Source organism: Chryseobacterium koreense CCUG 49689, assembly GCF_001045435.1.
Taxonomy (GTDB): Bacteria; Bacteroidota; Bacteroidia; order Flavobacteriales; family Weeksellaceae; genus Kaistella; species Kaistella koreensis.
This window is the reverse complement of record NZ_LFNG01000005.1, coordinates 79,562-103,922: the sequence shown is the minus strand read 5'-3', so window position 1 is coordinate 103,922 and position 24,361 is coordinate 79,562. Positions and strand designations below refer to the sequence as shown.

At 40.5% G+C, this 24,361-nt stretch carries 23 protein-coding genes; 12 read left to right on the top strand and 11 right to left on the bottom strand.

Translation table 11 applies throughout. From position 1 onward, the window contains the following. Positions 1-233 precede the first annotated feature (233 nt). Entirely contained in the window at positions 234-1,037 is an 804-nt protein-coding gene (locus ACM44_RS04670; RefSeq protein ID WP_048498900.1) for a T9SS type A sorting domain-containing protein, read from the top strand. Between the two features lie 129 nt (positions 1,038-1,166). On the opposite strand, the gene ACM44_RS04665 is transcribed toward ACM44_RS04670, so the two are convergent. Continuing rightward, positions 1,167-2,765, bottom strand: coding sequence for a peptide chain release factor 3 (locus ACM44_RS04665; RefSeq protein WP_048498899.1), 1,599 nt, complete (start codon positions 2,763-2,765; stop codon positions 1,167-1,169). A 63-nt stretch (positions 2,766-2,828) separates the two neighbouring features. Continuing rightward, complete coding sequence (locus tag ACM44_RS04660) at positions 2,829-3,653, bottom strand: class I SAM-dependent methyltransferase (protein ID WP_206540185.1); 825 nt, start codon at positions 3,651-3,653, stop codon at positions 2,829-2,831. Positions 3,654-3,792: 139 nt separating this feature from the next. On the opposite strand from ACM44_RS04660, the gene ACM44_RS04655 reads away from it, so the two are divergent. From ACM44_RS04655 to pheS, 3 genes are all read left to right on the top strand, one after another. Beyond that, positions 3,793-4,629: a CPBP family intramembrane glutamic endopeptidase gene (locus tag ACM44_RS04655; RefSeq protein WP_048498897.1), complete on the top strand. Its 837-nt coding sequence runs from the start codon at positions 3,793-3,795 to the stop codon at positions 4,627-4,629. Positions 4,630-4,655: 26 nt separating this feature from the next. Continuing rightward, positions 4,656-5,225: an RdgB/HAM1 family non-canonical purine NTP pyrophosphatase gene (rdgB, locus tag ACM44_RS04650; protein WP_048498896.1), complete on the top strand. Its 570-nt coding sequence runs from the start codon at positions 4,656-4,658 to the stop codon at positions 5,223-5,225. Between the two features lie 606 nt (positions 5,226-5,831). Further along, positions 5,832-6,842, top strand: coding sequence for a phenylalanine--tRNA ligase subunit alpha (gene pheS, locus ACM44_RS04640; RefSeq protein WP_048498894.1), 1,011 nt, complete (start codon positions 5,832-5,834; stop codon positions 6,840-6,842). Positions 6,843-6,959: 117 nt separating this feature from the next. Here pheS and ACM44_RS04635 read toward each other — a convergent pair whose 3' ends face one another. Both ACM44_RS04635 and ACM44_RS04630 read right to left on the bottom strand, forming a co-directional pair. Next, positions 6,960-9,377: a DUF5916 domain-containing protein gene (locus tag ACM44_RS04635; RefSeq protein WP_048498893.1), complete on the bottom strand. Its 2,418-nt coding sequence runs from the start codon at positions 9,375-9,377 to the stop codon at positions 6,960-6,962. A 107-nt stretch (positions 9,378-9,484) separates the two neighbouring features. Continuing rightward, complete coding sequence (locus ACM44_RS04630; RefSeq protein ID WP_048498892.1) at positions 9,485-10,249, bottom strand: DUF3108 domain-containing protein; 765 nt, start codon at positions 10,247-10,249, stop codon at positions 9,485-9,487. Between the two features lie 144 nt (positions 10,250-10,393). On the opposite strand from ACM44_RS04630, the gene ACM44_RS04625 reads away from it, so the two are divergent. Beyond that, complete coding sequence (locus ACM44_RS04625; RefSeq protein ID WP_048498891.1) at positions 10,394-11,446, top strand: NAD(P)/FAD-dependent oxidoreductase; 1,053 nt, start codon at positions 10,394-10,396, stop codon at positions 11,444-11,446. Positions 11,447-11,490: 44 nt separating this feature from the next. Beyond that, positions 11,491-11,826 carry a 2Fe-2S iron-sulfur cluster-binding family protein gene (locus ACM44_RS04620; RefSeq protein WP_048498890.1) on the top strand — a complete coding sequence of 112 codons (336 nt, stop codon included), beginning with the start codon at positions 11,491-11,493 and terminating at the stop codon, positions 11,824-11,826. 149 nt (positions 11,827-11,975) lie between these two features. Here the strand turns inward: ACM44_RS04620 and ACM44_RS04615 are convergent, their stop codons facing one another. From ACM44_RS04615 to ACM44_RS04605, 3 genes are all read right to left on the bottom strand, one after another. Next, positions 11,976-12,512: a DUF4256 domain-containing protein gene (locus ACM44_RS04615; RefSeq protein ID WP_048498923.1), complete on the bottom strand. Its 537-nt coding sequence runs from the start codon at positions 12,510-12,512 to the stop codon at positions 11,976-11,978. Between the two features lie 67 nt (positions 12,513-12,579). Next, complete coding sequence (locus ACM44_RS04610; protein ID WP_048498889.1) at positions 12,580-14,025, bottom strand: aminoacyl-histidine dipeptidase; 1,446 nt, start codon at positions 14,023-14,025, stop codon at positions 12,580-12,582. Between the two features lie 79 nt (positions 14,026-14,104). Further along, a complete protein-coding gene (locus tag ACM44_RS04605; protein WP_048498888.1) occupies positions 14,105-14,710 on the bottom strand; it encodes an LURP-one-related/scramblase family protein in 606 nt (201 codons plus the stop codon). 110 nt (positions 14,711-14,820) lie between these two features. Here ACM44_RS04605 and ACM44_RS04600 point away from each other — a divergent pair, with 110 nt between their 5' ends. From ACM44_RS04600 to ACM44_RS04585, 4 genes are all read left to right on the top strand, one after another. Then, positions 14,821-15,621 carry a 2-oxo acid dehydrogenase subunit E2 gene (locus ACM44_RS04600; RefSeq protein WP_083993647.1) on the top strand — a complete coding sequence of 267 codons (801 nt, stop codon included), beginning with the start codon at positions 14,821-14,823 and terminating at the stop codon, positions 15,619-15,621. Beyond that, positions 15,618-16,277 (top strand): sterol desaturase family protein, encoded by a 660-nt coding sequence (locus ACM44_RS04595; RefSeq protein ID WP_048498886.1) that lies wholly within the window; start codon positions 15,618-15,620, stop codon positions 16,275-16,277. Before ACM44_RS04600 ends, ACM44_RS04595 begins: the two co-directional genes overlap by 4 nt. 58 nt (positions 16,278-16,335) lie before the next feature. Continuing rightward, the gene (prfB, locus tag ACM44_RS04590) at positions 16,336-17,448 is read left to right on the top strand and encodes a peptide chain release factor 2 (protein WP_048498885.1); all 1,113 of its coding nucleotides are present in this window, start codon (positions 16,336-16,338) and stop codon (positions 17,446-17,448) included. A gap of 71 nt (positions 17,449-17,519) precedes the next feature. After that, positions 17,520-18,200, top strand: a complete 681-nt coding sequence (locus ACM44_RS04585; protein ID WP_048498884.1) for a DedA family protein — start codon at positions 17,520-17,522, stop codon at positions 18,198-18,200. 342 nt (positions 18,201-18,542) lie between these two features. Here the strand turns inward: ACM44_RS04585 and secG are convergent, their stop codons facing one another. Beyond that, positions 18,543-18,878, bottom strand: coding sequence for a preprotein translocase subunit SecG (secG, locus tag ACM44_RS04580; RefSeq protein WP_048498883.1), 336 nt, complete (start codon positions 18,876-18,878; stop codon positions 18,543-18,545). Positions 18,879-19,154: 276 nt separating this feature from the next. Between secG and ACM44_RS04575 the strand changes: the two genes are divergently transcribed. Then, a complete protein-coding gene (locus tag ACM44_RS04575) occupies positions 19,155-21,497 on the top strand; it encodes an ATP-dependent helicase (protein WP_048498882.1) in 2,343 nt (780 codons plus the stop codon). Positions 21,498-21,556: 59 nt separating this feature from the next. Here ACM44_RS04575 and ACM44_RS04570 read toward each other — a convergent pair whose 3' ends face one another. From ACM44_RS04570 to rlmH, 3 genes are all read right to left on the bottom strand, one after another. Beyond that, positions 21,557-21,940 carry a DUF3037 domain-containing protein gene (locus tag ACM44_RS04570; protein ID WP_048498881.1) on the bottom strand — a complete coding sequence of 128 codons (384 nt, stop codon included), beginning with the start codon at positions 21,938-21,940 and terminating at the stop codon, positions 21,557-21,559. Beyond that, complete coding sequence (locus tag ACM44_RS04565) at positions 21,927-22,703, bottom strand: HipA family kinase (protein WP_048498880.1); 777 nt, start codon at positions 22,701-22,703, stop codon at positions 21,927-21,929. Before ACM44_RS04565 ends, ACM44_RS04570 begins: the two co-directional genes overlap by 14 nt. Positions 22,704-22,847: 144 nt before the next feature. After that, entirely contained in the window at positions 22,848-23,321 is a 474-nt protein-coding gene (rlmH, locus tag ACM44_RS04560) for a 23S rRNA (pseudouridine(1915)-N(3))-methyltransferase RlmH (protein WP_048498879.1), read from the bottom strand. A gap of 30 nt (positions 23,322-23,351) precedes the next feature. On the opposite strand from rlmH, the gene ACM44_RS04555 reads away from it, so the two are divergent. After that, the gene (locus tag ACM44_RS04555) at positions 23,352-24,338 is read left to right on the top strand and encodes a YihY/virulence factor BrkB family protein (protein WP_048498878.1); all 987 of its coding nucleotides are present in this window, start codon (positions 23,352-23,354) and stop codon (positions 24,336-24,338) included. Positions 24,339-24,361: the final 23 nt, after the last annotated feature.

Below are 24,361 nucleotides of genomic sequence, written 5' to 3'. Positions count from 1 at the left end.
TATAAATTTTAATATTGCAAAAATAAGGATTTTATTAGAGAGACAAGGTTAATTGTTCTTAATGATTCCATTTTAAAGGTTATTTTAAGTTTTCATTAGAAAAATATTGATCAGAAGGCTTTCTACAAACAATGATTTTTTAATAAATTGTTAAATTTTGAATACTTCCGTTTTAGGAAGTATTTTTTTGTAATTTTGCACTTATAAATTATTAAACTTTAAATAATATTCAAATGAAAAAAATCTTTACAATTTTAAGTATTGCTGCAGTTGCAATGGTTTCTGCACAAACAAATCTTGTTACAAATCCTGGCTTTGAAAGCTGGGATCCGGCTGCAGGAGGGGTGCCTGAAAAACCGACAGGTTGGTCTTTTATTTCAGCTACAGGTGCTGTTCCAGAAACGGCAATTGTGCATAGTGGAGCAAAGTCTTTAAAGCATGTTGCACCAACAGCAACTGGAAATATTTCAACTTATATTGATATTCCGGCTGCAGCGAACACTCAGTATTCACTTGGTTTTTGGATTTTAGACAATGATCCATTGGCGAGAGCAAGGCATTGGGTTCAGGCAAGATTAGATACAAGTGGAACAGGTAACATTACATGGACAGGTACTACTTTCCAACCAAGTACTTATTCAACAGATAATCCTCAATGGGTTTTCGTGACAGCTACTTCTACAACTCCTGCAGGTACGGTTTTCTTAAGATTCGACTTTAGAACTTATGGAGTTTCAGGTGGTGGTGGTTCCATTTATTTTGATGACGTGCAATTGGTTCAAGGAACTCTGGCTGTTACTGATGTAAACACTTTCGACAAAGCTGTAAAAATGAACACTGTGGTAGGAAATGAATTGAGATTGACGCTTCCTGCAAGAGCTACGGTAAACATCTATTCGGTTGACGGAAGATTGATCAGCTCAAACAGAGTAAATGACGGAGAATCTATCAACACTGCGAATATGGCGAAAGGAAACTATATCGTTACCGTAAGTGATGGATCCGCAACTGTAAGCAGAAAAGTAATTAAGAACTAATTGTTAGTTTCTTAAACAAATGCAAAAGCCGCTCGAAAGAAGCGGCTTTTTTATTGTAGAAGATTACTATTACTATTTTTTGAAGTCCAAAGTTAACCATCCCGATCGTGATCGGGAGTCACAAAGTATTTATTCTTTCAAGTGCTTAAATTCGCTGATGAAATGCAGCTTCACATTCGGGAATTTTTCCTGCGTCATATGGATGGTGAATGCGGAATCTGCGAGAAAGACCGATTGCCCGTATTTATCCTTTGCCATGAATCTTTGCTTTAAACGGGCGAATTCTTTGAATTCATCAGATTTTTCATCAGCCTCAATCCAGCATGCTTTGTGGATGGAGAGCGGTTCGTAAGTACATTTTGCGCCATATTCATGTTCCAGTCGGTACTGGATCACCTCAAACTGAAGCGCACCCACCGTTCCGATGATTTTTCTTCCGTTCATATCCAGCGTGAAAAGTTGCGCCACACCTTCATCCATCAGCTGGTCGATTCCCTTCGCGAGCTGTTTTGCCTTCAGTGGATCTTCATTATTGATATATCTGAAATGTTCCGGTGAAAAACTCGGAATTCCTTTGAACTGAATTTTTTCACCTGCCGTCAGAGTATCACCAATCCTGAAATTTCCGGTATCATGCAGTCCCACGATGTCTCCCGGGAAACTTTCGTCCACAATTTCTTTCTTGTCTGCGAAAAAAGCATTCGGTGAAGAAAATTTCATTTTTTTCCCTTCTCTCACCAAAAGATAATTTTCATTTTTCTTGAAAGTCCCGGAAACTATTTTCACGAAAGCCAATCTGTCACGGTGTTTCGGATCCATATTCGCATGGATTTTAAAAATGAATCCGGTGAAGTCTTTCTCTTCCGGTTTCACGATACGTTCCTCGGTTTCTTTCGGTTGCGGCATCGGCGCAATTTCAATAAAAGCATCGAGCAATTCCCGAACGCCGAAATTGTTTAAGGCAGAACCAAAGAAAACCGGTTGCTGATCGCCGTTCATGTAATCTTCGCGATTGAATTGCGGATAAACCGATTGAATGAGTTCCAATTCTTCCCTCAAAGTTTCCGCGGCCTTTTTCCCAATCGCCTCGTCAATTTTTGGATCGTTAATATCGTCAAACTTTACTGATTCTCCAACCTTCTGCTTTTTCTCTTCCAAAAAGAGTTGGATGTTGTCCTCCCAGATATTGTAAATTCCCTGGAAATCGCTTCCCATACCGATTGGCAACGAAAGAGGAACTACGGTTAATCCCAACTTCTGTTCTACCTCGTCCAACAGATCGAAAGCATCTTTTCCTTCGCGGTCAAGTTTGTTGATGAATACAATCATCGGAATATTCCTCATTCTGCAAACCTGAACAAGTTTTTCGGTTTGTTCCTCCACTCCTTTTGCCACATCTACCACCACGATTACAGAATCCACCGCGGTTAAAGTACGGTAAGTGTCTTCGGCAAAATCCTTGTGACCGGGAGTATCCAAAATATTGATTTTTCTTCCTTTGTATTCAAATGCCAAAACGGAAGTCGCCACAGAAATCCCTCTCTGTCGCTCTATTTCCATGAAGTCGGAAGTTGCCCCTTTTTTGATTTTGTTGGATTTCACCGCGCCCGCTTCCTGAATTGCACCTCCAAAAAGAAGCAGTTTTTCAGTTAAGGTAGTTTTCCCTGCATCCGGGTGAGCGATAATTCCGAAGGTTTTACGTTTTGCGATTTCCTGTGTTAATGACATTTCTTAATAATTTCAGGGTGCAAAAGTCGTGATTTTTAACGTTATTTGAAAATAATGCTGGAATTAATTGTGGGAACAAATTGCCAATAAGTCTGTCGAAAGTTCGGGGTTTTCTTCAAATTTGATATGGTTCACCGAATATTTTTGTATAAAATCCGGAGTGGAATTTTTCGAAATTTCGGCGGGTTTTGGAGATTTTGAAATGGTCTTTTTTAACTTTTCAAAAATATTGGACTGAAGTTTTAACAGAAAGACCCTTAAAAAATGCGGATAAAAGGGCAAAGTGGAAGGTAGGGTAATCTTTTTTTGTTTTAAAGTCCTGGAAATCTCACTCATCACCAATTCTTTTTCGGCCGTCATTTTTAGGATTTTCACCTGTTTGAAATCTTTGGCGAGCGCATTTTTAAGACTTTTACCTGAATATTCCTTTAAGTGGAAAACATTCCAGGGTTGCTGAAAAGGATAGAGGCGGTTTTCGCGATCGGGTGTGGAAATCAGAAGAATTCCGTCCGGCTTTAATAATTTTTTTAAAGTATTCAAATATTCCTGGTCATTGGAAACATGCTCTATCACCTGGAAGGAAGTAATTACATCAAATTTTTCATCGCCAATTTCATCTATGGTTTTGAAACTGAGATTTTTCGCAGCATATTTTTCATTAGCAAAATCAACAGCTTCTCTGCTGATATCTGCGCCAATAACAGATTCCGCAGTTTTTGACAGCAGCGATGAACCATATCCGGAACCGCATCCGAAATCGAGTACTTTTTTGCCTCCAATGAATTTTTCGGCATAATGATACGTGGCGAGATGCATCAAATGGTTGTAATATTCGGCAAGATTACTAAAATCCTGGGTCAAAACGTGCCGTTCTCCTGTGATCTCCATAAAGATTATTCTTCTTCCTGCGAAAATCGTTATTTTTTGCGAGATTTGAAAGCTTATCGCAAACATCCCTTTTGCGGCAATTTTACCGATTTATAATTTATAGGTAATTTAGATTATATTTGTCGAAACGAAAAATTCAATGTACGAAACCCCTGTCCGCAAAAAATTCACATTTGGCTGGAAAGGCGCATTAGCGCTGGTTGCCGGAATGATTGCCGGAACTTCCATCATGGCCGTTGCGAATATTTTTTCCATGTTTGTTCTGAAAGATAATCTGCAATACGGGGATTTTTACATGATTGCGACTAATGCCGCGGGATTTCTGGGAGCAATTTTCGCTTTTGATTATTTGATTTACCGACCGCAAACCGGAAGGAAGCTGAATTTCAATCTTTCGACGATGAACTTTTCCACCTATCTTCTGATTTTTCCGATGATGCTGGGAATGATGTTTATCGCGGAATTTGTCACCGCCCAGATTCCGGTAACCGGACCGTTTTTTGGCAAGTATTACAAGTTTTTTTCCGACTTGATGAGTCAGATGACCAATGACCGTCCGACTTTAATATTACTTGCCGTCATAATGGCACCCCTTTTTGAGGAAATCGTTTTCCGTGGGATTATTCAGGGAGGATTGATCAATAGGGGAGTTTCACCGCTAAAAGCGATTCTTCTTTCCTCCATCATTTTCGGTTTGGTTCACGCAAATCCTTGGCAATTTGTGGGTGCGGTTTTCCTGGGCTGCGTTTTAGGATTGGTTTATTATAAGACAAAGTCTTTGCTCATGCCCATTTTGCTGCACGCTTTTAATAATCTTTGTTCCGCACTTTTGATTTTTTATGGAAATACAGAAAGTTTCTCGGAATCACTTCAAGTTTCGGAATATGTGGTTTTAGGAATTGGAATCGTCTTGTTTTCAGCATTTTACTTTTTGTTTATGAAGAAATATCGGATCCAGTATTCGAAAAATCCATAATATCTACTGCTCATTACTTATTACTTATGAAAGAAATCCTAGTCGCAACCCACAACCAACACAAAAAAGAAGAAATCCAACAGATTTTAGGAGACGCATTCAAAGTCACCTCACTCACCGATTACGGATTATTTGATGAAATTGTTGAAGATGGTGCAACTTTTCACGAAAATGCATTGATCAAAGCAGAATTTTGTTTCCAGAAAACCGGAAAGCCTTCGCTCGGAGATGATTCGGGATTAGTAGTAGAAGCACTTGACGGAAGGCCCGGAATATTTTCTGCACGATACGCCGGAAATCACGATTTCGGGAAGAATATCGCCAAAGTTCTGGAGGAAATGAAAGGTGTGGAAAATAGGAACGCGTATTTTGTCACGGTGATGTGTCTTGTGGATGAAACTGGCCCACATTATTTTGAAGGAAGGGTTTACGGTGATCTGACGGAGAATGTGAGAGGAGAAAAAGGTTTCGGTTATGATCCGATTTTCATTTCGAAGGATCACGAAATTACTTTTGCAGAAATGAGTGCGGAGGAAAAAAACAAGATCAGCCACCGAAAAAAAGCGATTGAAAAATTTCTGGATTTTCTGGGTTGAATGGTGATTATTCATGAAATCCAAGATTCGATTTCAGGGCTGAACTGATTGTTTTTGGCAATTTTGCGTTCTAAAAAGCCGGAAGTCTTTAGGCATTTTTGGTTGGGTAAGTTTCGCCTCCTGTTTTCGTACAGTTCGGGAAGTGGTGTTTTTTTGGAAATTTTGACCAAACGCCATGGATGACTTTTCACTCCTCCGGAGTGATTTTCAAATTGCGTTTAACTTTCCTACAAACTTTTCGCTCCTCCGGAGCGATTTCGAAAAAGGTCATCATAAAACGATTGTTCGGGGTTTTAGAGATAATGGATAAGTTGACCGACTTCGTAGAAGTCGAAAGTTTGTAGAAAGGAATTGTGAGTTTAAGGGCTTTCGCTCCGTATGGTGCGAAAAGTTTCAGTTTACATTACCTTCTTCATGTCATTTACTTGATATAAGTGTATTATTTATATGCTGCTTTGATATTGATACAAAATTTTCGCTTTATCCGAGCAAATTAGATATTTTAAGTTTTTATTTCACGATAAATCATTCGTGAATTCGTGGCAAAATTTTCCCTAAAGTTTTCCACTGAAAAATCGTATTTTTGCCACTCAATTATAAAAGACAATGTTAGAAAAGATTGATGAATTATTGGTGGAGGTGTCCAATTTTAGTTCCGTAAACAAAGATGAAATTGAGCAGTTCCGGATTAAGTTCAACGGAAAGAAAGGGATTTTGAATGATATTTTCGCGAAATTCAAAGAGGTTCCAAACGAACAGAAAAAAGAATTCGGGCAAAAGATCAACACCCTGAAACAAGCCGTGGAATCAAAACTCGACGAGCTGAAAAACGCAACTTCTTCTAACATTATCCTTGAAAAAGAAGATTTGACCAGACCTGGCTTTCCTTCGGAATTGGGAACAAGACATCCCATCAATCTGGTTAAAAACCGAATCATCGAAATCTTTAAATCCATTGGTTTTGCCGTTGCAGACGGACCTGAAATTGAGGACGACTGGCATAATTTCACTGCACTAAACCTACCGGAATATCATCCGGCGAGAGATATGCAGGACACTTTCTTCATTGAAACCAATCCGGATATCTTGTTGAGAACGCACACCTCGTCCGTTCAAATCCGATATATGGAGGAAAATCAACCTCCAATCAGAATTCTTTCTCCGGGAAGGGTTTTCCGAAACGAGGCGATTTCCTCGCGTTCACACTGTATTTTCCACCAAATCGAGGGACTCTACATCGATGAAAATGTCAGTTTTGCAGATTTGAAGCAGACGATCCAGTTCTTCACCACCGAACTTTTCGGGAAATCTAAAATCAGGATGAGACCGTCTTATTTCCCTTTCACCGAACCTAGTGCGGAAGTGGATGTGTATTGGGGACTCAATTCTGAAACCGACTACCGAATCACCAAAGGAACCGGCTGGCTGGAAATCATGGGTTGTGGAATGGTGGATTCCGCGGTTTTGAAAAATGTGAACATTGATGCCGACAAATATTCCGGGTACGCGTTCGGAATGGGAATCGAAAGAATCGTGATGCTGCTTTACCAAATGAGCGATATCCGCATGTTTTTCGAGAACGATAAGAGGATGCTCGAGCAGTTTAGCGGTTTGTAATTTTCAGGGAATTTTCATCGAGGCAATTTCAAATTTTTCTTTTAAGAAAAGTCAACTGCCAAGGTTTGATTTCGTGATAATTTCGTTTTCAAAGCGCATTGAATCCACCCGAGAAAATTACTTTACCCACTTTTTCGCCTGGTTGTAATCGATATAATACGTCAACTTCAACGAAAAATTATTTGCCATAGGTTCGTTGAAAAGCGTGCTGAAATTGTCATTGAACCTCATTCTGGAGACTTCCAAATAGTTCATCACTGCATTTTGATACATTAATGTCAGCTGACTTCCGGGAGCAAACCACCATGAATAACGCAAATCCAAATTCCAGGAATTGTAGGTCCCGTTCAGATTTTTGTTGAAAAGCGTCGTGTCTGATAAAGTTCCGTCTTGATTCAAGGTGGAAAATCCATCATAGGTCACATCGGAAAAATAATGTCTGAAAGCCAGTGAAAGTGACATTTTATCATTGAAAGTATATTGTGAAGTCAGGCTGTTTTCATAGGTGTTTCGCTGCCTTTTTCCCATGTAGATGTTCTCATCGTCTTTTCCTGCAAAACCAATTTCATTATTGCTTAAAGTAGTGTTGAATCTCCAAATTGCGTTGAGTCTATCCGAAAACCGATATCTTAAATAAAGTTGCGGCATGACCTTATTTCGGCCTTTTTCGTCATAAGCATAGTAATCTAAACTCACATTGAACTGCAACTTTTTTCGGCTGTCACTTTCCACCCAGATCCAGGAATCGAAGTAGGCGGGAACTTTTAGAAATCTTCCGTTGACTCTGGGTTCATAGATGTCATTTTCGCCAAATGGAGTGGTCTCAATTCCTCCACCGAAACTTCGGTAATTCTTATCGGTGAACTGGGTGTTTTGGTTGAAAACGAAATTGGTATATAAAAACGGTTCCAGACGGTGAAAATAATTGAGGTTGAAATTCAGGTAAATATTGTTGAATTTTTCAGTCGGTTGCAATATCCGGTAACCGTACCATCCGTTGTAATTCGCAAAGTTGGTGGTCGTGGAAAATCCTAAATCGTTGATGTCCCAATTTTTTGTGGCATAAACACCATTCAGATTAAAGCGGTTTTTTCCCGAGGTTTTGGCAAATCCAGCCTGTCCTCTGGAACCGAATTTGGTGCCATTGTCCATCACCCAACTTCCTTTCAAACTCCCGAAATAGTTGTAGGTATTTTTCTTATTGTTGAGGTCCCAAAGTAAACCCGTCGCGTTGGCATCTCTGAAGTTTCCTTCTCGCATTGCATTGGTATTCACCAGTGTGACGGAGGAATTTCCATTAAATCTCTGATCCAAGACCAAGACATTATAATTCGACCAGGGTTCCACCACTTCGTTTCGGGTTTCTCCGGTGGCTTCATTCAGGATTTTGGCCTCCATTTTTTCGGTGATTCCGTTGAAAAAACCAATTCCCAACCCTTTGTTGGTTCTTCCGGAAATTTTAAAGGCATTGAATAATTTGACTTTTGCGGGATATTCGGTTACTTTTTCGTCGTCTTCCGTTTCGGGATATTTTGAGGGGAATCCACCGATTCTTCGGGAGTAGAATAAGCCTCCCTTGTTAAAAAGCTCGGTTCCTTCCATAAAGAATGAGCGTTGCTCAGAATATTGTTGTTCGAATGGAGTCAGGTTCAAAACTGCAGGGTCAAAACTGGTTTGTCCGAAATCTGGAATCAAAGTCATATCGAGGGTAAAAGCATCATTAATTCCATATTTTAAATCCATTCCGCCATTAAAGCTCGAGGTATTTTTCCCATCGAAATGATTCAGGTAGCTCGAAACGTATGGAGTAAATGAAAGGCGAACCGGCGGTTTGATGTGTTCAATTCCATCCAAAACTCCATCATACATCAGGTAAGTCGCTTTTTTATTGTCCACATGATTCCAGGTGAGATTCTGGTTGGTTTTCGCGATGATCCGGGTGAAATTGACTCCCCATTGCTGCACGTCTTTTTTCGGAAACCTCAGTTCGGAAAAAGGAATTTTCGCTTCCACAGTCCATCCGTCCTCGTTTATTTTCACCGCCGAATTCCAAACCGCGTTCCAGGTGAAATCATCATTGGCATTGGTCATGATTTTCGCATCAGCTTGAACTCCGGACGCCTGGATCATGAATAAAACCGACTGCTGATGGTCATTGTAACCATTAATGGTGATTCCAAAAATATCGGCATTGGCTGTGAAATCACGCTCAGAAAGTTGTTTTTTGATATTTTCGGGATTTGGATCAAACATCTTTGCAGCGAAATAGATTCCGGTGTCATCGTATAAAACTTTCACAATTGTTTTAAAATCGGCGGGTTCCGGAATTCCATTATTTGGATTTCTTTCTATAAAATCTTGTGCGATCGGGGCGTTTTGCCACGCTTCATCATCCAAAATTCCATCGATTTTAGGGACGGAATTCGTTCTAATGATGGTGAGATTTTTTCTGCTAATGATTTCATTTTCAGTTTTTTGAGCGAAAAATTGCTGGGTCGAAAATAGCAGGATAATGGCGGAAAGTAATGTCTTCATTCAGTTTTTAACTTTGGAATAAGACAATCGATGGGTAATATTTGTTACATCCGGCCATAAAAAAAATCGACCGAAGCCGATTTGGTATAGCATTAACTAAAGGAATATCAGAAAAAATTAAGCGGATATTTCACGTTTTTGTAGGAATCGATGCTTGCCTTTAATGAACCAACTGCCAATTGCGCCTGAACCAGCACCGGAACGTAATTTCTATCGTTCGTCACCCATAAAGTCACGCCTTCCTTGTCTTTGAAAACCCGCCCGCTGATAACTTGCGGAACAATTTTCAGACAATTGATATGGCCGAATTTGGTTTTCACATTTTCTACTCCCGCCACTCTTAATTGGAAAGGGAACATCTCGTCATCAATCCAAACATTGAGTTTTCTTACACTTCCTACCTTCAAATCCAGGCTGTCTAAACTTCTTAGGTAATAAAACGCAGAAAGCATATCCTGAACACCTTTCACAGAATTGAGATTTCTGATGCTGTTCGTCTCTTTGTCTGTTAAAATCAACGTTTGATTATTATGGTTAAAAACCGTTTCCAGATGTTGGGTATAACCGCCTTCACGTACATTTCTCACATAAAAACTGGGCAATCCCGTGTTGATGTTGATGAAACTTTCATAAATATCATCAACCTTAAAAAAAGCCCGAACTGCACCGGTGCTCCTCCCATAACCTTTTACATAAAAGTGAGGCTGTCCTTTGTAAGTGGTCTGCAAAGCGGTCAAAGATGCGGTTCCCGCATTCAGGATTCCGTAATGAATCCGGTAATTCAATTCTTCACCGGACTGGATATTGCTGAGTTTCTGGGAGAATCCCAATGCAAACAAAAGCACCGTCAATAAACTAAAAATTTTTTTCATGGTTCATGTTTTGCAAAAAATTTGCCACAAATATAAAACATCGGTTTGATAGATCACACGTATCGGAATTCTTTATGCTATGCACGCCGCTGTTCCTTTATTTTTCTTAAATTTGCAATTCTAAATTTTTCAAAAGATCTATAAATGATAACCACTGATATATTGATCATTGGAGCAGGACCAACCGGACTTTTCGCAGTTTTTGAGGCAGGTTTGCTCAAAATGAAATGCCACCTGATCGACGCGCTTCCGCAACCTGGAGGACAACTGACGGAACTTTACCCCAAAAAACCAATTTTCGATATTCCGGGATACCCATCGATCAATGCAGGAGAATTGGTAGATAATTTAATGGAGCAGATCAAGCAGTTTCAACCGGGATTTACCTTGGGAGAAACCGCGCAGACTTTGACCAAATTGGAAGACGGAACTTTTGAAGTCATTACCAATAAAGGAACCGTTCACCACGCGAAAGCGGTCGCAATTGCAGGCGGTTTGGGGACTTTTGAACCGAGAAAACCCGCACTGGAAAATTTGGCAGATTTTGAAGAAAATGGTGTGGAATATTTCATTAAAGAGCCGGAACATTTCCGTGGAAAGAAAGTGGTAATCGCAGGTGGAGGAGATTCCGCACTGGATTGGAGTATTTTCTTGGCGAATATAGCCGATGAAGTGACTTTGATCCACCGAAGAAACGAATTCCGAGGCGCACTGGATTCTGTGGAGAAAGTGAAAGAACTGAAACACCAGGGAAAAATCAATTTGATCACACCGGCAGAAGTGACAGGTTTGAAAGGGGAGGAAAGACTTTCCGCAATCACCGTTGACAAAGAAGGTGAAGTTTTCGATTTGGAAACGGACTATTTTATTCCACTTTTCGGACTGACTCCAAAGTTAGGCGACATCGCAAACTGGGGACTGGAAATTGAAAAAAATGCGATCGTAGTAAATAACGCTTTGGATTATCAGACGAATATTCCTGGAGTTTACGCGATTGGCGACGTGAATACCTATCCAGGAAAATTGAAGCTGATTTTGTGCGGTTTCCATGAGGCAACTTTGATGTGTCAAAGTGTGTACAACATGCTGAACCCCGGAAAAAAATACGTCCTGAAATACACCACCGTGAGCGGAGTTGACGGTTTCGACGGAAGCAGAAAAGAAGCCGAAAAAGCTGTGGTAATGAAAATCGATTAAGTGGCGATTGGCTTTTCGCCGATTGCCGATTGCAAAAAGAAATTATGTCTTTAGATATCACCCTGAAAATAACCGACCGAAATGGTGAAACCCACCAAGTTGTGGCACCCACCGACATGTCCATGAATTTAATGGAAGTCATCCGTTCCTATGAATTGGCGGAAGAAGGAACCATAGGCGTTTGTGGCGGAATGGCGATGTGTGCATCTTGTCAGGTTTACATCAAAACGGGCGACGAAAAACTCACCGAAATGGGCGCAGAAGAAGACGCGATGCTGAGCGAGGCATTCCACGTCCAGGACAATTCCCGCTTAGGTTGCCAAATCGCCATCACTCCTGAAATTGACGGTTTGGAGGTGGAGATTGCCCCGTATCCTTAAGTAAGAAACAAGTATAAGTCAAAAGAAACAATCGCTCTCGGCGTTTCCGAATCGGGATGGTTCGCTGCGAATTTATGGGAGTGAAGGAAGGCTGAATTTTCTAAGAAGGGGAATGCACCTCCTTTTAAGATTTCAAATCTCAAACAAGATTAAATCCTCAACTTCCCCCGAAAACCTCTTGCTGCATAATAAGAATCAGCGCCGTTGTGATAGATGAAAACCGTCCCATAGCGGAAATCTCCAAAAATTGCGCCCCCCAGTTTCCTGATGTTTTCCGGAGTTTGCAGCCAACTCGAAGTCTTTTGGTCAAACTCGCCTAAAGTTTGGAGGAACCGGTAATCGGCTTCGCTCAAAATTTCAATTCCTATCGATTTTGCAACATCCATCACGTTGTCTTTCGGTTTGTTTTCCTTTCTTTTGTCCAGTGCTTCTTTGTCGTAGCACCAACTTCGTCTTTCTTTCGGGCTTTCTGGCGAACAATCAAAGAAAATGTATTCACCCGTTTTTTTGTCGAAATCCACCACATCCGGTTCGCCGCCGGTTTCCTCCATTTTTTGCAGGGAAGATAATTTGTCGGGACTGGCTTCGAGTTTTTTCAAAACTTCTTCCCAGTTTAGGTTTGGATGGCGGGTTTTATGCTTCTCGAAACGCATCCTTAAAATTGAAAGTAAATCTTGTGTATCCATTGCTTCAATTTTATAAATAAAAATGAGCGAAATAAAGCCGCTCATTTTCATTATTAATTCTTCATTATTAATTTTTCACTGGAATCTCTGAAAGGATCTCCTTCAAGAATGCCCAAAACTTCTGAACAGACGGAATGCTTGCTTTCTCGTCCGGTGAATGTGCACCACGAATGGTAGGTCCGAAACTCACCATTTCCATTTCCGGATAATTCGCTCCGATAATTCCACATTCCAATCCTGCATGACAAGCGACTACATGAGGTTTTGAGCCGAAATCTTTTTCATAAATCTTTTCCATCAACTGCACAATTTCCGAACCCGGTCTCGGTTTCCAGCCGGGATAGGAACCGCTGAATTCAACTTTCATTCCGGCCAGTTCGAAAACTGATTTCAATTGCTCAGCAACCGCAAATTTGGTGGATTCTACGGATGAACGGGAAAGATTCATGATCTTCAGTTCGCCTTGTTGCAATTCAACTCTCGCAACGTTATTGGAGGTTTCCACCAAATCGGCTACATCGGGCGACATTCTGTAAACTCCGTTGTGCGCAGATTTTAAAGCCAAAATAATGTTTTTCGAATCTTCCTCCGAAATCGCTTTTTCATCCGTGGAAAAGGTTTCGATATGGATTTGCAAATCTTTTTCAATAGTTGCAAATTCTTCCAAAATAGACGCTTTCAAATTGCTGGCATTCTCGATGAATTCTACCGAATTTCTTACGGACAACACTGCGTTGGCTTCCCTTGGAATAGCATTTCGTAATCCGCCTCCGTCGATGGAAATCAGTTGCATATTTTGGTTGTAAACCCCGGTGAAAAGCAGTCTCCCCAAAATCACATTCGCATTTCCGAAACCTTTGTGGATGTCCATTCCGGAATGTCCTCCCTGCAAACCTTTGATTTCGATTTTCACGGTCATTCCTTTCACATCTTCCAATGGATATTTTTGGGTCGCAGTCACGTCAATTCCTCCTGCACAACCGATATCGATTTCGTCGTCTTCTTCTGTATCGAGGTTTAATAGGATTTCGCCATGAAGTTCGCCAGGTTTTAGTCCCATCGCGCCGGTCATTCCGGTTTCTTCATCAATGGTGAAAAGTGCTTCCAGAGCCGGATGTGGAATGTCATGACTTTCCAAAACCGACATGATGGAGGCAACACCAATTCCATTGTCCGCTCCCAAAGTGGTTCCTTTCGCCTTTACCCAATCGCCGTCCACTTCCATTTGGATTCCCTGGGTTTCAAAGTCAAAATTCACATCGCTGTTTTTTTGACAAACCATATCGAGGTGAGACTGCAGCACGATGGATTTTCTGTTTTCCATTCCGGGTGTTGCAGGTTTTTTGATGATCACGTTTCCAACTTCGTCAACTCTGGTTTCAAGGCCGAGATTTTCACCGAAATTCTTAATGAATTCAATAACTTTCCCTTCTTTTTTGGAGGGTCTCGGAACCGAATTCAGTGCGGCAAAATTTTTCCAGATCAGTTGGGGTTCTAATTGTGTGAGGTCCATAAAATTTTATTTAGCTCAAATTTACGAATAAAAAGTGCCTCCAAAAAATGGAAGCACCGATTTTTGCTAAAATGGTTTTCTAACCTCTTGCTCTTTCCAAAAGAACCATCATCAGGAAAGATAAAATGACGAGCGCTTCGTCTTCATCATCAATGTCGATCAAGCGGTCGAGTTGGAATCTTCTTCCAATAAGCGAAGGCATTTTTTTAAGCCTAAAATATTCCTTTCCTGCCGAATCTTTCACCGTATAAGACGGATTTAGGAAATATCCGGTGAACATCCCGATGATGGGGATTTCGCCGATAAGATTGTCCCAGATTTTTATCCAGGCATTATCTTCATTGATCTGAAATCTCGGAGTTTCGTGCTCATCGATGATGTTGTAGCGCGACTTCCAAATCGAGCGCATCCCTTTTCTGGCAAGTCTTCCGAAGGATTTTTGAGTGGAAATATCCGTCATGGAATAACTCGCATTAAAATCCAGCCAGCGATCCGCCCTGATTCTGTAAAGTTCCTGGGATTTGCTTTCATCGCTGAAAACAATCACGTCCTCTTTCAGTTTGAACATTTTTTGCCGCACATATCCGACATCATTTCCGTGCCGGTCGGTAATATTGAAATCGCTTGCAAGCGTGGTGATTTTGAATTTAAAATCTAATGGATAATTGAGGTTTTTTAAGTTCATACTTTACTTTTTCCAAAGATAATGATTAAGGGCGTTCATTTTTTTATAATCTTGATTTCAATCATTTTTAATGGTGAACGGTCCTAATAGTTTTGCAGAAAAATTAAGCAATGATGTTTCAAAATATTCATTATCGTGGGCGGATCCAGCTTTCACCCTGGCGAAAAATCTCTCTGGCTTCATGGAAACCGACCGGTGATTCTTCCTGTTATTGTTTCGAGGAAATCGAGGTAGATCAACTGCTTTATGCTGCGCAGAAATTCAATATCAATTTAAACACATTTGTAATTAAGGCCTGTTCTAAGTCCATAAACCTTCATCCGGAAATCAATTCCACGGTAAGATTTCACAACATTTACCGGCGAGATGATATTGCTGTCTTTTTCCATGTTTCATCGGATGTGAGACGGGATGATCTCAGTGGAATTCTGTTTGAGGAATCTCAAAATATGTCCATTAGAAAACTGAACGACGAATATCTGCAAAAACTGAACTTAGCCAAACTGGGCAAAAATCAGTTTTCGGAATCCAAAAAAATCATTGGATTTCTGCCATCGTTTTTCACTAAAATGGTTTTGAGCCTTTTTTCGTTTTTTGCATACCGACTCAACATCAATTTACCGATTTTCAAAATGCCGAAAAACTCCTTTGGAAGCGTGATGCTCACTTCTGTAGGAAGTCTTGGTATCCAGGAAGCACTTTGTCCGATCGCGCCATACACCAAAGTTCCTATGGTCATTTCAATCGGCAGAATCTGCGAGATTCCATGGGTGGAAAACGGCGAAATCAGAATCCGAAAAGTGATTAAGTTCGGCTTTACTTTCGACCACAGAATTATGGATGGCAGACATTTTTCAGCATTTCTTGCCACCTTCAAAAACTTGATTCAAAATCCAAATTCACTGCTATGAAAACAAAAAAGATGCACAATATGGCGACCACGAATCCGAAATTATTGAGTTGGTTCGCAAGTGAAAACCCTTTGTCAGTATTTTTTAAAATATTGCCAATAGTGGGGATTTTAGTTTATTTTATCTTGAGAAATTTCGGGTGGGGTACCGCGCACTTCGTCTGTTTTCTGCTAGGACTTTTCACTTGGTCTTTGTTTGAATATGTGTTTCATCGCTGGGTTTACCATGTGAAATTCAACAATGAAAATTTGCGGTGGTTTTTGGAATCATTCCATATTTATCATCATCAGAAAATGGACGACCACCATGTTCTGAACGCGGGTTTTTTCCTCATCTATCCTTTGTTTTTGGTGTTTTTTGGAATTGTTTTCGTGCTGACTAAAGATCTTCCACAGACTTCTTCATTTTGCCTTGGCTTGATTTTCTACTATTTCTTTTATGAAAACGTACACTATTTTTTACATTACAAAACGTTCAAAAGTGGATATTTCCACTTTATTCAAAAATATCACCTGTATCATCATTACAAAAACTGGAAAAGCAATTTCGGGAATACCACCAGTTTTTGGGATCGGGTTTTTGGGACTTATGATGTGCGTTACAAAGAATTTTCGTTGGGAACCATTGAAAATTCACATTTGATTTCAAAGAAATAAATGAAAAGTTCAAAAATATGTTTATTTAAAACAATCAAGAAATCAGTATTTTTGCAACATGATAAACAGCGACCAGCTTAAAGATGCGCAATCCCGAATCGGGGAACTTTATAAATATTTGCAGATCGAGAAAAAGAAACTCGAAATCATTAACGATGAAGAAAAGACTGTTGCTCCCGATTTTTGGGATCATCCAAAGGAGGCTGAAGTTTTCATGAAGCAGCTTCGTTCCAAGAAAAAATGGGTTGATGATTATGAGGAGATTTTTTCCAGATTTGAGGATATTCAGGTTTTGATTGATTTTGCGAAAGAAGATGCTGATTCAGAGAGGGAATTGGAGGAAGCATTTCCGGTGCTCATCGAAAAAATTGAAAACCTGGAGTTCAAGAATATGCTTTCCAATGAAGGAGATGAACTATCTGCAGTGCTGCAAATCACGGCAGGAGCGGGAGGAACCGAAAGCTGCGACTGGGCATCGATGTTGATGAGGATGTACACGATGTGGGCTGAAAATCAGGGCTACAAAATCCGGGAACTTAATTTTCAGGAAGGCGATGTTGCCGGAGTAAAAACGGTAACTCTGGAAATCGACGGTGAGTTCGCATTTGGCTATCTTCGTGGCGAAAACGGCGTTCATCGATTGGTGCGGATTTCCCCATTTGATTCCAACGCGAAACGCCATACCAGTTTTGTATCGGTTTATGTGTATCCTTTGGTTGACGATACCATTGAGATCAATATTAATCCGGCGGATATTTCCTTTGAAACCATGAGAAGTTCCGGTGCAGGTGGACAAAATGTGAACAAAGTGGAAACCGCGGTAAGACTTCGACACGCACCCACAGGAATCATCATCGAAAACTCAGAAAGCCGTTCGCAGCTTCAAAACAAGGAAAAGGCGATGCAGCTACTGCGTTCCCGTCTTTACGAAATGGAATTGGAAGAGCGCATGAAGGCGAGAAATGAAATTGAAGCGGGTAAAATGAAAATTGAATGGGGAAGCCAAATAAGGAATTATGTGATGCATCCATACAAACTGGTGAAAGATGTCCGATCCGGTTATGAGACTTCAGATGTGGAGGGTGTAATGAACGGTAATTTGACTCCATTTCTGAAAGCATTCTTAATGGCGGACGGAACCGCTGTTTCAGATGATGATTTCGACCTGTGAACCGAAAACTTTACGAAACTTTAACAAAATCTTATTCTCCGTGAAAACGGCGTTTCATTATCTTTGCAAATATGGATCATTTTGAAAGTTGGAAGGATTTGCTAAATCCTGAATTTTACATTAAGATGGGCGGTTTTTGGCTCATCTTATTTATTATCTTCGCGGAAACCGGGCTGTTTGTGGGATTTTTTCTTCCCGGTGACAGTCTGCTTTTTGTATCGGGGATTTATGCGGTAGAAATAATGAAGGAAACTTTCGGAGGTACCGGAAGCGATTTGCTGGATACCACCATCTTAGCCACGGCGATTTCGATTGCTGCAATCATTGGAAATGAAGTTGGCTATTGGTTTGGTTACAAAGCTGGACCTGCCCTTTACAAAAAGGAAGATACTTTTTTGTTCAAAAAGAAATACCTTTTCCAGGCGCATGACTTCTTTGAGCAACACGGTCGGTTAGCGGTAATCATGGCCAGGTTCTTGCCAATTGTGAGAACTTTTACGCCCATCGTGGCAGGAATCGTGAAAATGGACAAAAAGGAATTTTTTGTAGATAATGTGGTTGGTGCGGTTTTGTGGTCGTTTATCCTGGTTTTTGCGGGGCATTATTTGGACAAACTCTTCATCGACCAGTTTGGTATTGATTTGAAATCACATTTAGAAATGATTATTTTGGTCATCGTGGTCATTACTACGGCTCCAATCATCATCAAGTTTTTCTTTGGAGGTAAAAAGGAAGAGAAGGATTCAGAATAATCAGGAAAATTATATATTTAATGCAGCCTTTTTCAGGGCTGTTTTTTTTGTCTTAAAAGCATGGCGGATAGAAAAATTCTGGTGGAATTTCATGTTTACGCTGAATGGTTAAAAAATAGAATTCACTTGATAGGACTGAGTTTCTGTCGGTGATTGCTGGGATAAATAGGAATCGCCGGTATCTGGAAAAAGTGCTGATTTTGTACGTGGTGAAATTGAAGTTGAACCACAATTGGTTTATGATTAAAGCGTCAATCGAGGAATATGATCCAAAAATAATTGCATAAAAAAACGGCCTGGGAAATTCCCGACCGCTTCTTATATGTTGTTAAGTTATTCTGACTAATTTCCCGCTGGAGCTGGAGCCGGATTATTTGTAGCCGGAGCGGTTTGCGGAGCTGGAGCTTCCTTTTTCGCCGGAGCTTGTTGAATGATTTGGCTTGGTTTAGCCGTTAAAACCACACTTAAAAAGATCAGTACAACGATTGAGATTCCCAAAGTCCAGGTAGCTCTCTCCATGAAGTCATTGGTTCGCTGTACCCCGAATTGCGCCGGAGAAGCGCCGCCAAAAGTTCCGGAAAGTCCGCCTCCTTTTGGGTTTTGCGCCATAATCACAATGACTAGAAGGATGCTCAAAATCATGATCAAAACCATGAATAACGTAAATATTGTGCTCATTTTTCGTTCTAAAATTTAGTTTGCAAATATAAGTTATTTTTTTGAAAAACATGTTGGTGAGCAATAAAAATAGAGGGAAAATAGCGTGTATTTCTAATATTATTCTTAAAGATTCCTACTTTTCAAATTGATTATTTTTTTCTATTGAATCAATTTTGGGAATCATTTTATTTACCGGTAGGATTAAATATGTTGGTATTTTGCGGATTTCCCGGAACTGAAAACAGGATTTAGAATCCTCAAAAATTCCGTAAATTTGTGGGTTAAATTTTTGCGATGACAGATTATTTGAAAGGATTAAATGAAGCACAATATGAAGCTGTGACTACGCTGCAGGGACCACTGATGGTTCTCGCCGGTGCAGGTTCGGGAAAAACCCGTGTCCTCACGATGCGGATCGCCCATTTGATTACGAATCTCGTGGATCCTTTCCATATTTTGGCTTTGACTTTTACCAACAAAGCAGCGAAGGAAATGAAGGAGCGTATCGCGAAAGTAGTGGGAGAGAGCGAAGCCAGGTCACTCTGGATGGGGACATTCCACTCGGTTTTTGCAAGGATTCTGAGAAGCGAGGCGCATTATTTGGGATTCCCGTCTAATTTTACGATTTATGATTCCCAAGATTCTTTGAATGTCATTAAGAAAGTCATCAAAGAACTCAATATCGATTCGGATTTATACAAACCGAAAAAAGTGCAGGCAAGGATTTCTTCCTACAAAAATAATCTGATCACCGTAAAGGCCTATTTCAACAATCCTGAATTGATCGAGGCAGATGAAAGAACGAACATGAAACACATCGGTTTGATCTACCAGAAATATGTGGAGGCATGTTACAAGAATGGTGCAATGGATTTCGATGATTTGTTGTTGAAAACCAATGAATTACTAACTCGCTTCCCAGAAGTTTTGGCGAAATATCAGGACCGTTTCCGGTATATTCTGGTGGATGAGTACCAAGATACCAATCATTCGCAATACCTGATTGTGAAAGCTTTGGCTTCCAAATTCGAAAATATCTGTGTGGTGGGAGATGATGCACAGTCGATTTACTCGTTCCGAGGTGCGAATATTTATAATATCCTGAACTTTAAAAAAGATTATCCCGACGCAAAAACGGTGTCCCTGGAACAGAATTACCGCTCCACCCAAAACATCGTGAATGCGGCGAATGTGGTGATCTCCAAAAACGTGCAGCAATTCAAGAAGAATGTTTTTTCAGATAATGAGGAAGGCGAAAAAATCAAAGTTTACCGCGCACTTTCCGATGCGGATGAGGCGAATTTTGTAGCTGGAAATATTTGGGAACTCCATCATTCCCAACAAAGAAAATTCAGCGATTTTTCGATTTTGTACCGAACCAATTCGCAAACCCGCGCCTTTGAAGATGCACTTCGGAAAAAGAATATTCCCTACCGGGTTTACGGCGGATTGTCTTTCTACCAAAGGAAAGAGGTGAAAGATTTAATTGGTTATCTTCGGCTTTTGGTCAATGAAAATGACAGCGAGGCTTTGTTCAGAGTCATCAATTATCCCGCACGCGGAATTGGCGAAACCACCCAGAATAAACTGATTGTTTTTGCTGATTCACAGAATATTTCCGTATCGCAAGTTTTAGATAATCTTGGGTTTTATGCACCACAATTAGGATTGAATAATGGAGTTTTAACTAAGCTCTCGGATTTTTGGTCAATGATTAAGGCATTTCAGGTTTTATTGAAAACTGAAAATGTGTACAATATTGCGATGGAAGTGGCCAAAAGAAGCGGCTTAATCAAGTTTTTGAAAGACGACCAAACTCCAGAAGGAATTTCCCGTGTGGAAAATGTGCAGGAATTGCTGAACTCCATGCAGGGTTTCATCGAGGAGCAACAACAGTTGGAAGACGGAAATCCAAGTTTGTCAAATTTCTTAGAAAACATCGCACTTTCGGCAGATACTCAAAAAGACAAGGAAGACGACGGAACGGACAAAGTTTCGCTGATGACGATTCACCTTTCAAAAGGATTGGAGTTTCCGATCGTGCATTTGGTGGGATTGGAGGAGAATCTGTTCCCGAGTTTTATGAGTTCTTCCACCCGTGAAGAATTGGAAGAGGAAAGAAGGTTATTCTATGTTGCCTTAACCAGAGCTGAAAAGCAGGTGTATTTCACTTACGCAGTTTCCCGATTTCAGTGGGGAAAAATTACGGATGCAGAACCTTCAAGATTTTTAAGTGAGGTGGATACCCAATTTATCGAATTCATCAATCCTGCGATCGAGAGCCGATTTGTGAACCATTCCGGTTTGAAATCCAATATTTTCGACGATGCTCCAAGTGAACCGAGATTCTTCAAAAAACAGGATCCGAAGAAAAAGTTGAGCAGAGCCGAAAATCCGGAACCTCAATCGCTGCCGAAAAACCTAAAACCTATTTCCACCGCGAAAATCATCAATCCGAGCGGGCAAAGTTCTGAAGACATCGAAGTGGGCGACAAAGTTCGGCATGACCGTTTCGGAATCGGTGAAGTAACCTTTTTGGATGGAACCGACCCGAAAAACATTAAGGCAAAAGTGGTTTTCCAGCATGAAGGCGAAAAGAATCTGATTTTGAAGTTTGCGAAACTGACGAAAATCTAGGGAATGGTTTGCTCGTGATTTCCAGGATTTGCTTGGGTTTTAAGTAGATAAAAGAGCATTTATCTCACCAGCTCCTCAAACAACCTTTCAAAAGTCGCATCCAGATCAACCGTTTTTCCGGGATGCGGTCTCGAAGTTTGAACCACGGAACTCCGCACTGCAGTCAGCCATCGGAACCTTTCCGGAATATCGAGAAGGGCGATTTCTCCGCCGGATTTTTCACCGTTGGCAACCGCTTTGAAATTATCCAGATTATGCTGCACATCTTCGTAATCGAGCTTGGAATGCATTAAGGCAAATTTGTCCGGACAAAGGTGAAATTCAGCCCTAATATATTTCGCCTTCTTGGAAAACATAACGAGCCCGATGTTGAAAAATTCTTCCCTTTCAACTTTCGGAACGAGCCGTATTACTGCGTATTCGTAGATTTTAACCTCTTGCATGTTTTGCTTCGTTTACAAAGTTTATCGAATTTTCCAGTCGCGTCTTCATGAAGTTGAAATAAACTTCTTTGATTTCTTCGGGAGTCATTTCGGTGTCTTTCCAGTCGAGCCATTCCAAAGGAATAAGTTCCACAATTTCCCTGAAAATTTGTTCATTCAGAAGCGTTTTCGCAAAAATATCCGCTTCATCAAGCATGGTGGCTTGCTTCAAAAGCACGTGTTCTTTGATGTAGGCAAATGGGCTTAAAGCATGTTTCTCAAAATTTTCCCAGGAATGGTGGAAATAAAAGGAAGCGCCGTTGTCGATCACCCACAATTCTTTGTGCCACATCAACAGATTTGTATTCTTGAAAGTCCGGTCGATATTGGTGATGAAAGCATCAAGCCACACAATTTTGGAAGCCAGAAGCGGATCGGTTTTTACCGATGGATCATAGGCAATGGCTCCTGAAAGGAAATGAAGTCCCAAATTCAGTCCTTCCGAAAATTTCAGCAAATCCTGGATTTCTTCGTCGGCTTCAGTTCTGCCAAAATCCACATCCAGATTGGCGAAAACCAGTTCGGGAATTTGTAAGCCTAAAGCCTGGGCAATTTTCCCGCCCAATAATTCGGAAATCAGCATTTTCACGCCATGTCCGCCGCCACGGAATTTCAGCACATATTTAAAGTCGTCATCCGCTTCTGCCAAAGCCGGCAAACTTCCGCCTTCTCGCAAAGGCAGGATGTATCGCATCACCGTGACCGTTCGTAAAGATAAATCCATTATTCAAAAATAAGGAAAAGCGTGGAGACTGATGATGGAAGATCCTATAAATTTTGAAAATTCAATCCAACTTTCCACGGAAATCGAAGAATTTCAAATAAGATCCCATTCTCCATGGCTCCAGAACCTATTTACTTGGCGCTTTTAGTCATTATGATAAGGTTTTCCCTGAAGGATCTGATCTGCACGATAAATTTGTTCCACAAAGAATAAGCGGATCATTTGGTGGGTGAAAGTCATTTTAGACAAAGACATTTTCTCATTTGCTCTTTGATAGATTTCGTCGGAAAATCCGTAGGCACCACCGATGAAGAAAGAGATTTTTTTGAAAGAAGAATTCATCCAGCCGTCAATTTTTGCCGCAAATTCTCTGCTGCTAAACTGTTTTCCCTTTTCGTCGAGAAGGATGATGTAATCTGAGTTTTCTGTATGATTGAGAAAAAGTTTTCCCTCTTCTTTTTTCAGGAGTTCGGCGGAGAGATTTTTCGCATTCTTCACATCGGGAATTTCGGTGATTTCGAAGTTCCAATGTTTGGGGAGACGGTTTTGGTAATATTTAATTAGGCCCGAAATTTCCTTGTCATCCGTCTTTCCGATGCAGATCAAATTGATTCTCATTTCTTATCTTTGTTTTGCAAATATAGATGAATGGGCATAAAAACTCCACAATTCCTGATTAAGTTTCGCAATTTCCTTGATCAAATCCATATCCCTTTTTTGGGGATTTCATTATGGAAAATGTTTGAGGTTTATGGAAAAGGAGTTTTCAAAATGCAGATTGGAAGAATGGCCGCGAGTATTTCATGGAGTTTCTTTCTGAGCTTATTTCCCTTTATCCTGTTCCTGCTCTCGCTTTTGCCTCTTTTGCCCCATTACGACAAACTTCAGTTTTATATTTTCGAGATTTTGATGCCTAATATTTTCCCGGCGCATATCCAGAAAGACGTTTCCGGCTACATCAACAATTTCATCATCCCGAATATGAAAAACATCAGCAATCTCACCATTGTTTTTGCGATGGTTTTCGCAATTAACGGGACCCATTCGCTGATCAATGGATTCAACCTCAATACCAATCTGCAAAGGGGAGTGGTGAAAGAATATCTTGTGGCTTTCGGCATTACCATTGCTTTTGTGGTTTTGATCATCGCCTCACTTTTGGGGGTTTATTACAGCGAGGTGGTCTTAAAACTGTTCACCCCTGAAATCAACATTTCCTGGTTGGTCAAAAATATGTCGAGGATCATCGGGTTTATCTCATTTCCAATTTTTTATCTGATTCTGTTGGCCTTGTTTTATTGGGTGGGCTGCCTGAAAATCACCACGTTCAAACAGGCGCTTCCTGGAGCGATTTTAACTACGGTTCTGTTTATGCTGGTCACTTATTTCTTCGCGATCTATGTGCAGGATTTTGCCAAATACAATGTGCTTTACGGATCGATTGGCTCCATTATTCTGGTAATGGTTTGGGTGAATATCAATATTATCCTGATTCTTTTAGGGAATGAATTAAATATTGCCATCAAAAAAGTCCGGGTAGAAAAAATGATGGCGGAGGAAATTGGGGCGGGTGTAGATCAGTTTAATGCTGAATTTTTAACGGATTTAGAAGAACCGCACAATCACACTCCATAAAAATGCAAGAATAATCCGCCTAA

Bases quoted from the DNA above. Each gene is read 5' to 3' on its own strand.
- secG (WP_048498883.1), bottom strand. From the start codon at position 18,878: ATGAGCACAATATTTACGTTATTCATGGTTTTGATCATGATTTTGAGC.
- ACM44_RS04575 (WP_048498882.1), top strand. From the start codon at position 19,155: ATGACAGATTATTTGAAAGGATTAAATGAAGCACAATATGAAGCTGTG.
- ACM44_RS04665 (WP_048498899.1), bottom strand. From the start codon at position 2,765: ATGTCATTAACACAGGAAATCGCAAAACGTAAAACCTTCGGAATTATC.
- pheS (WP_048498894.1), top strand. From the start codon at position 5,832: ATGTTAGAAAAGATTGATGAATTATTGGTGGAGGTGTCCAATTTTAGT.
- ACM44_RS04570 (WP_048498881.1), bottom strand. From the start codon at position 21,940: ATGCAAGAGGTTAAAATCTACGAATACGCAGTAATACGGCTCGTTCCG.
- ACM44_RS04615 (WP_048498923.1), bottom strand. From the start codon at position 12,512: ATGGATACACAAGATTTACTTTCAATTTTAAGGATGCGTTTCGAGAAG.
- ACM44_RS04670 (WP_048498900.1), top strand. From the start codon at position 234: ATGAAAAAAATCTTTACAATTTTAAGTATTGCTGCAGTTGCAATGGTT.
- rdgB (WP_048498896.1), top strand. From the start codon at position 4,656: ATGAAAGAAATCCTAGTCGCAACCCACAACCAACACAAAAAAGAAGAA.
- ACM44_RS04625 (WP_048498891.1), top strand. From the start codon at position 10,394: ATGATAACCACTGATATATTGATCATTGGAGCAGGACCAACCGGACTT.
- prfB (WP_048498885.1), top strand. From the start codon at position 16,336: ATGATAAACAGCGACCAGCTTAAAGATGCGCAATCCCGAATCGGGGAA.
- ACM44_RS04555 (WP_048498878.1), top strand. From the start codon at position 23,352: ATGGGCATAAAAACTCCACAATTCCTGATTAAGTTTCGCAATTTCCTT.
- ACM44_RS04595 (WP_048498886.1), top strand. From the start codon at position 15,618: ATGAAAACAAAAAAGATGCACAATATGGCGACCACGAATCCGAAATTA.
- ACM44_RS04635 (WP_048498893.1), bottom strand. From the start codon at position 9,377: ATGAAGACATTACTTTCCGCCATTATCCTGCTATTTTCGACCCAGCAA.
- ACM44_RS04565 (WP_048498880.1), bottom strand. From the start codon at position 22,703: ATGGATTTATCTTTACGAACGGTCACGGTGATGCGATACATCCTGCCT.
- ACM44_RS04600 (WP_083993647.1), top strand. From the start codon at position 14,821: ATGATGTTTCAAAATATTCATTATCGTGGGCGGATCCAGCTTTCACCC.
- rlmH (WP_048498879.1), bottom strand. From the start codon at position 23,321: ATGAGAATCAATTTGATCTGCATCGGAAAGACGGATGACAAGGAAATT.
- ACM44_RS04585 (WP_048498884.1), top strand. From the start codon at position 17,520: ATGGATCATTTTGAAAGTTGGAAGGATTTGCTAAATCCTGAATTTTAC.
- ACM44_RS04605 (WP_048498888.1), bottom strand. From the start codon at position 14,710: ATGAACTTAAAAAACCTCAATTATCCATTAGATTTTAAATTCAAAATC.
- ACM44_RS04655 (WP_048498897.1), top strand. From the start codon at position 3,793: ATGTACGAAACCCCTGTCCGCAAAAAATTCACATTTGGCTGGAAAGGC.
- ACM44_RS04620 (WP_048498890.1), top strand. From the start codon at position 11,491: ATGTCTTTAGATATCACCCTGAAAATAACCGACCGAAATGGTGAAACC.
- ACM44_RS04630 (WP_048498892.1), bottom strand. From the start codon at position 10,249: ATGAAAAAAATTTTTAGTTTATTGACGGTGCTTTTGTTTGCATTGGGA.
- ACM44_RS04660 (WP_206540185.1), bottom strand. From the start codon at position 3,653: ATGGAGATCACAGGAGAACGGCACGTTTTGACCCAGGATTTTAGTAAT.
- ACM44_RS04610 (WP_048498889.1), bottom strand. From the start codon at position 14,025: ATGGACCTCACACAATTAGAACCCCAACTGATCTGGAAAAATTTTGCC.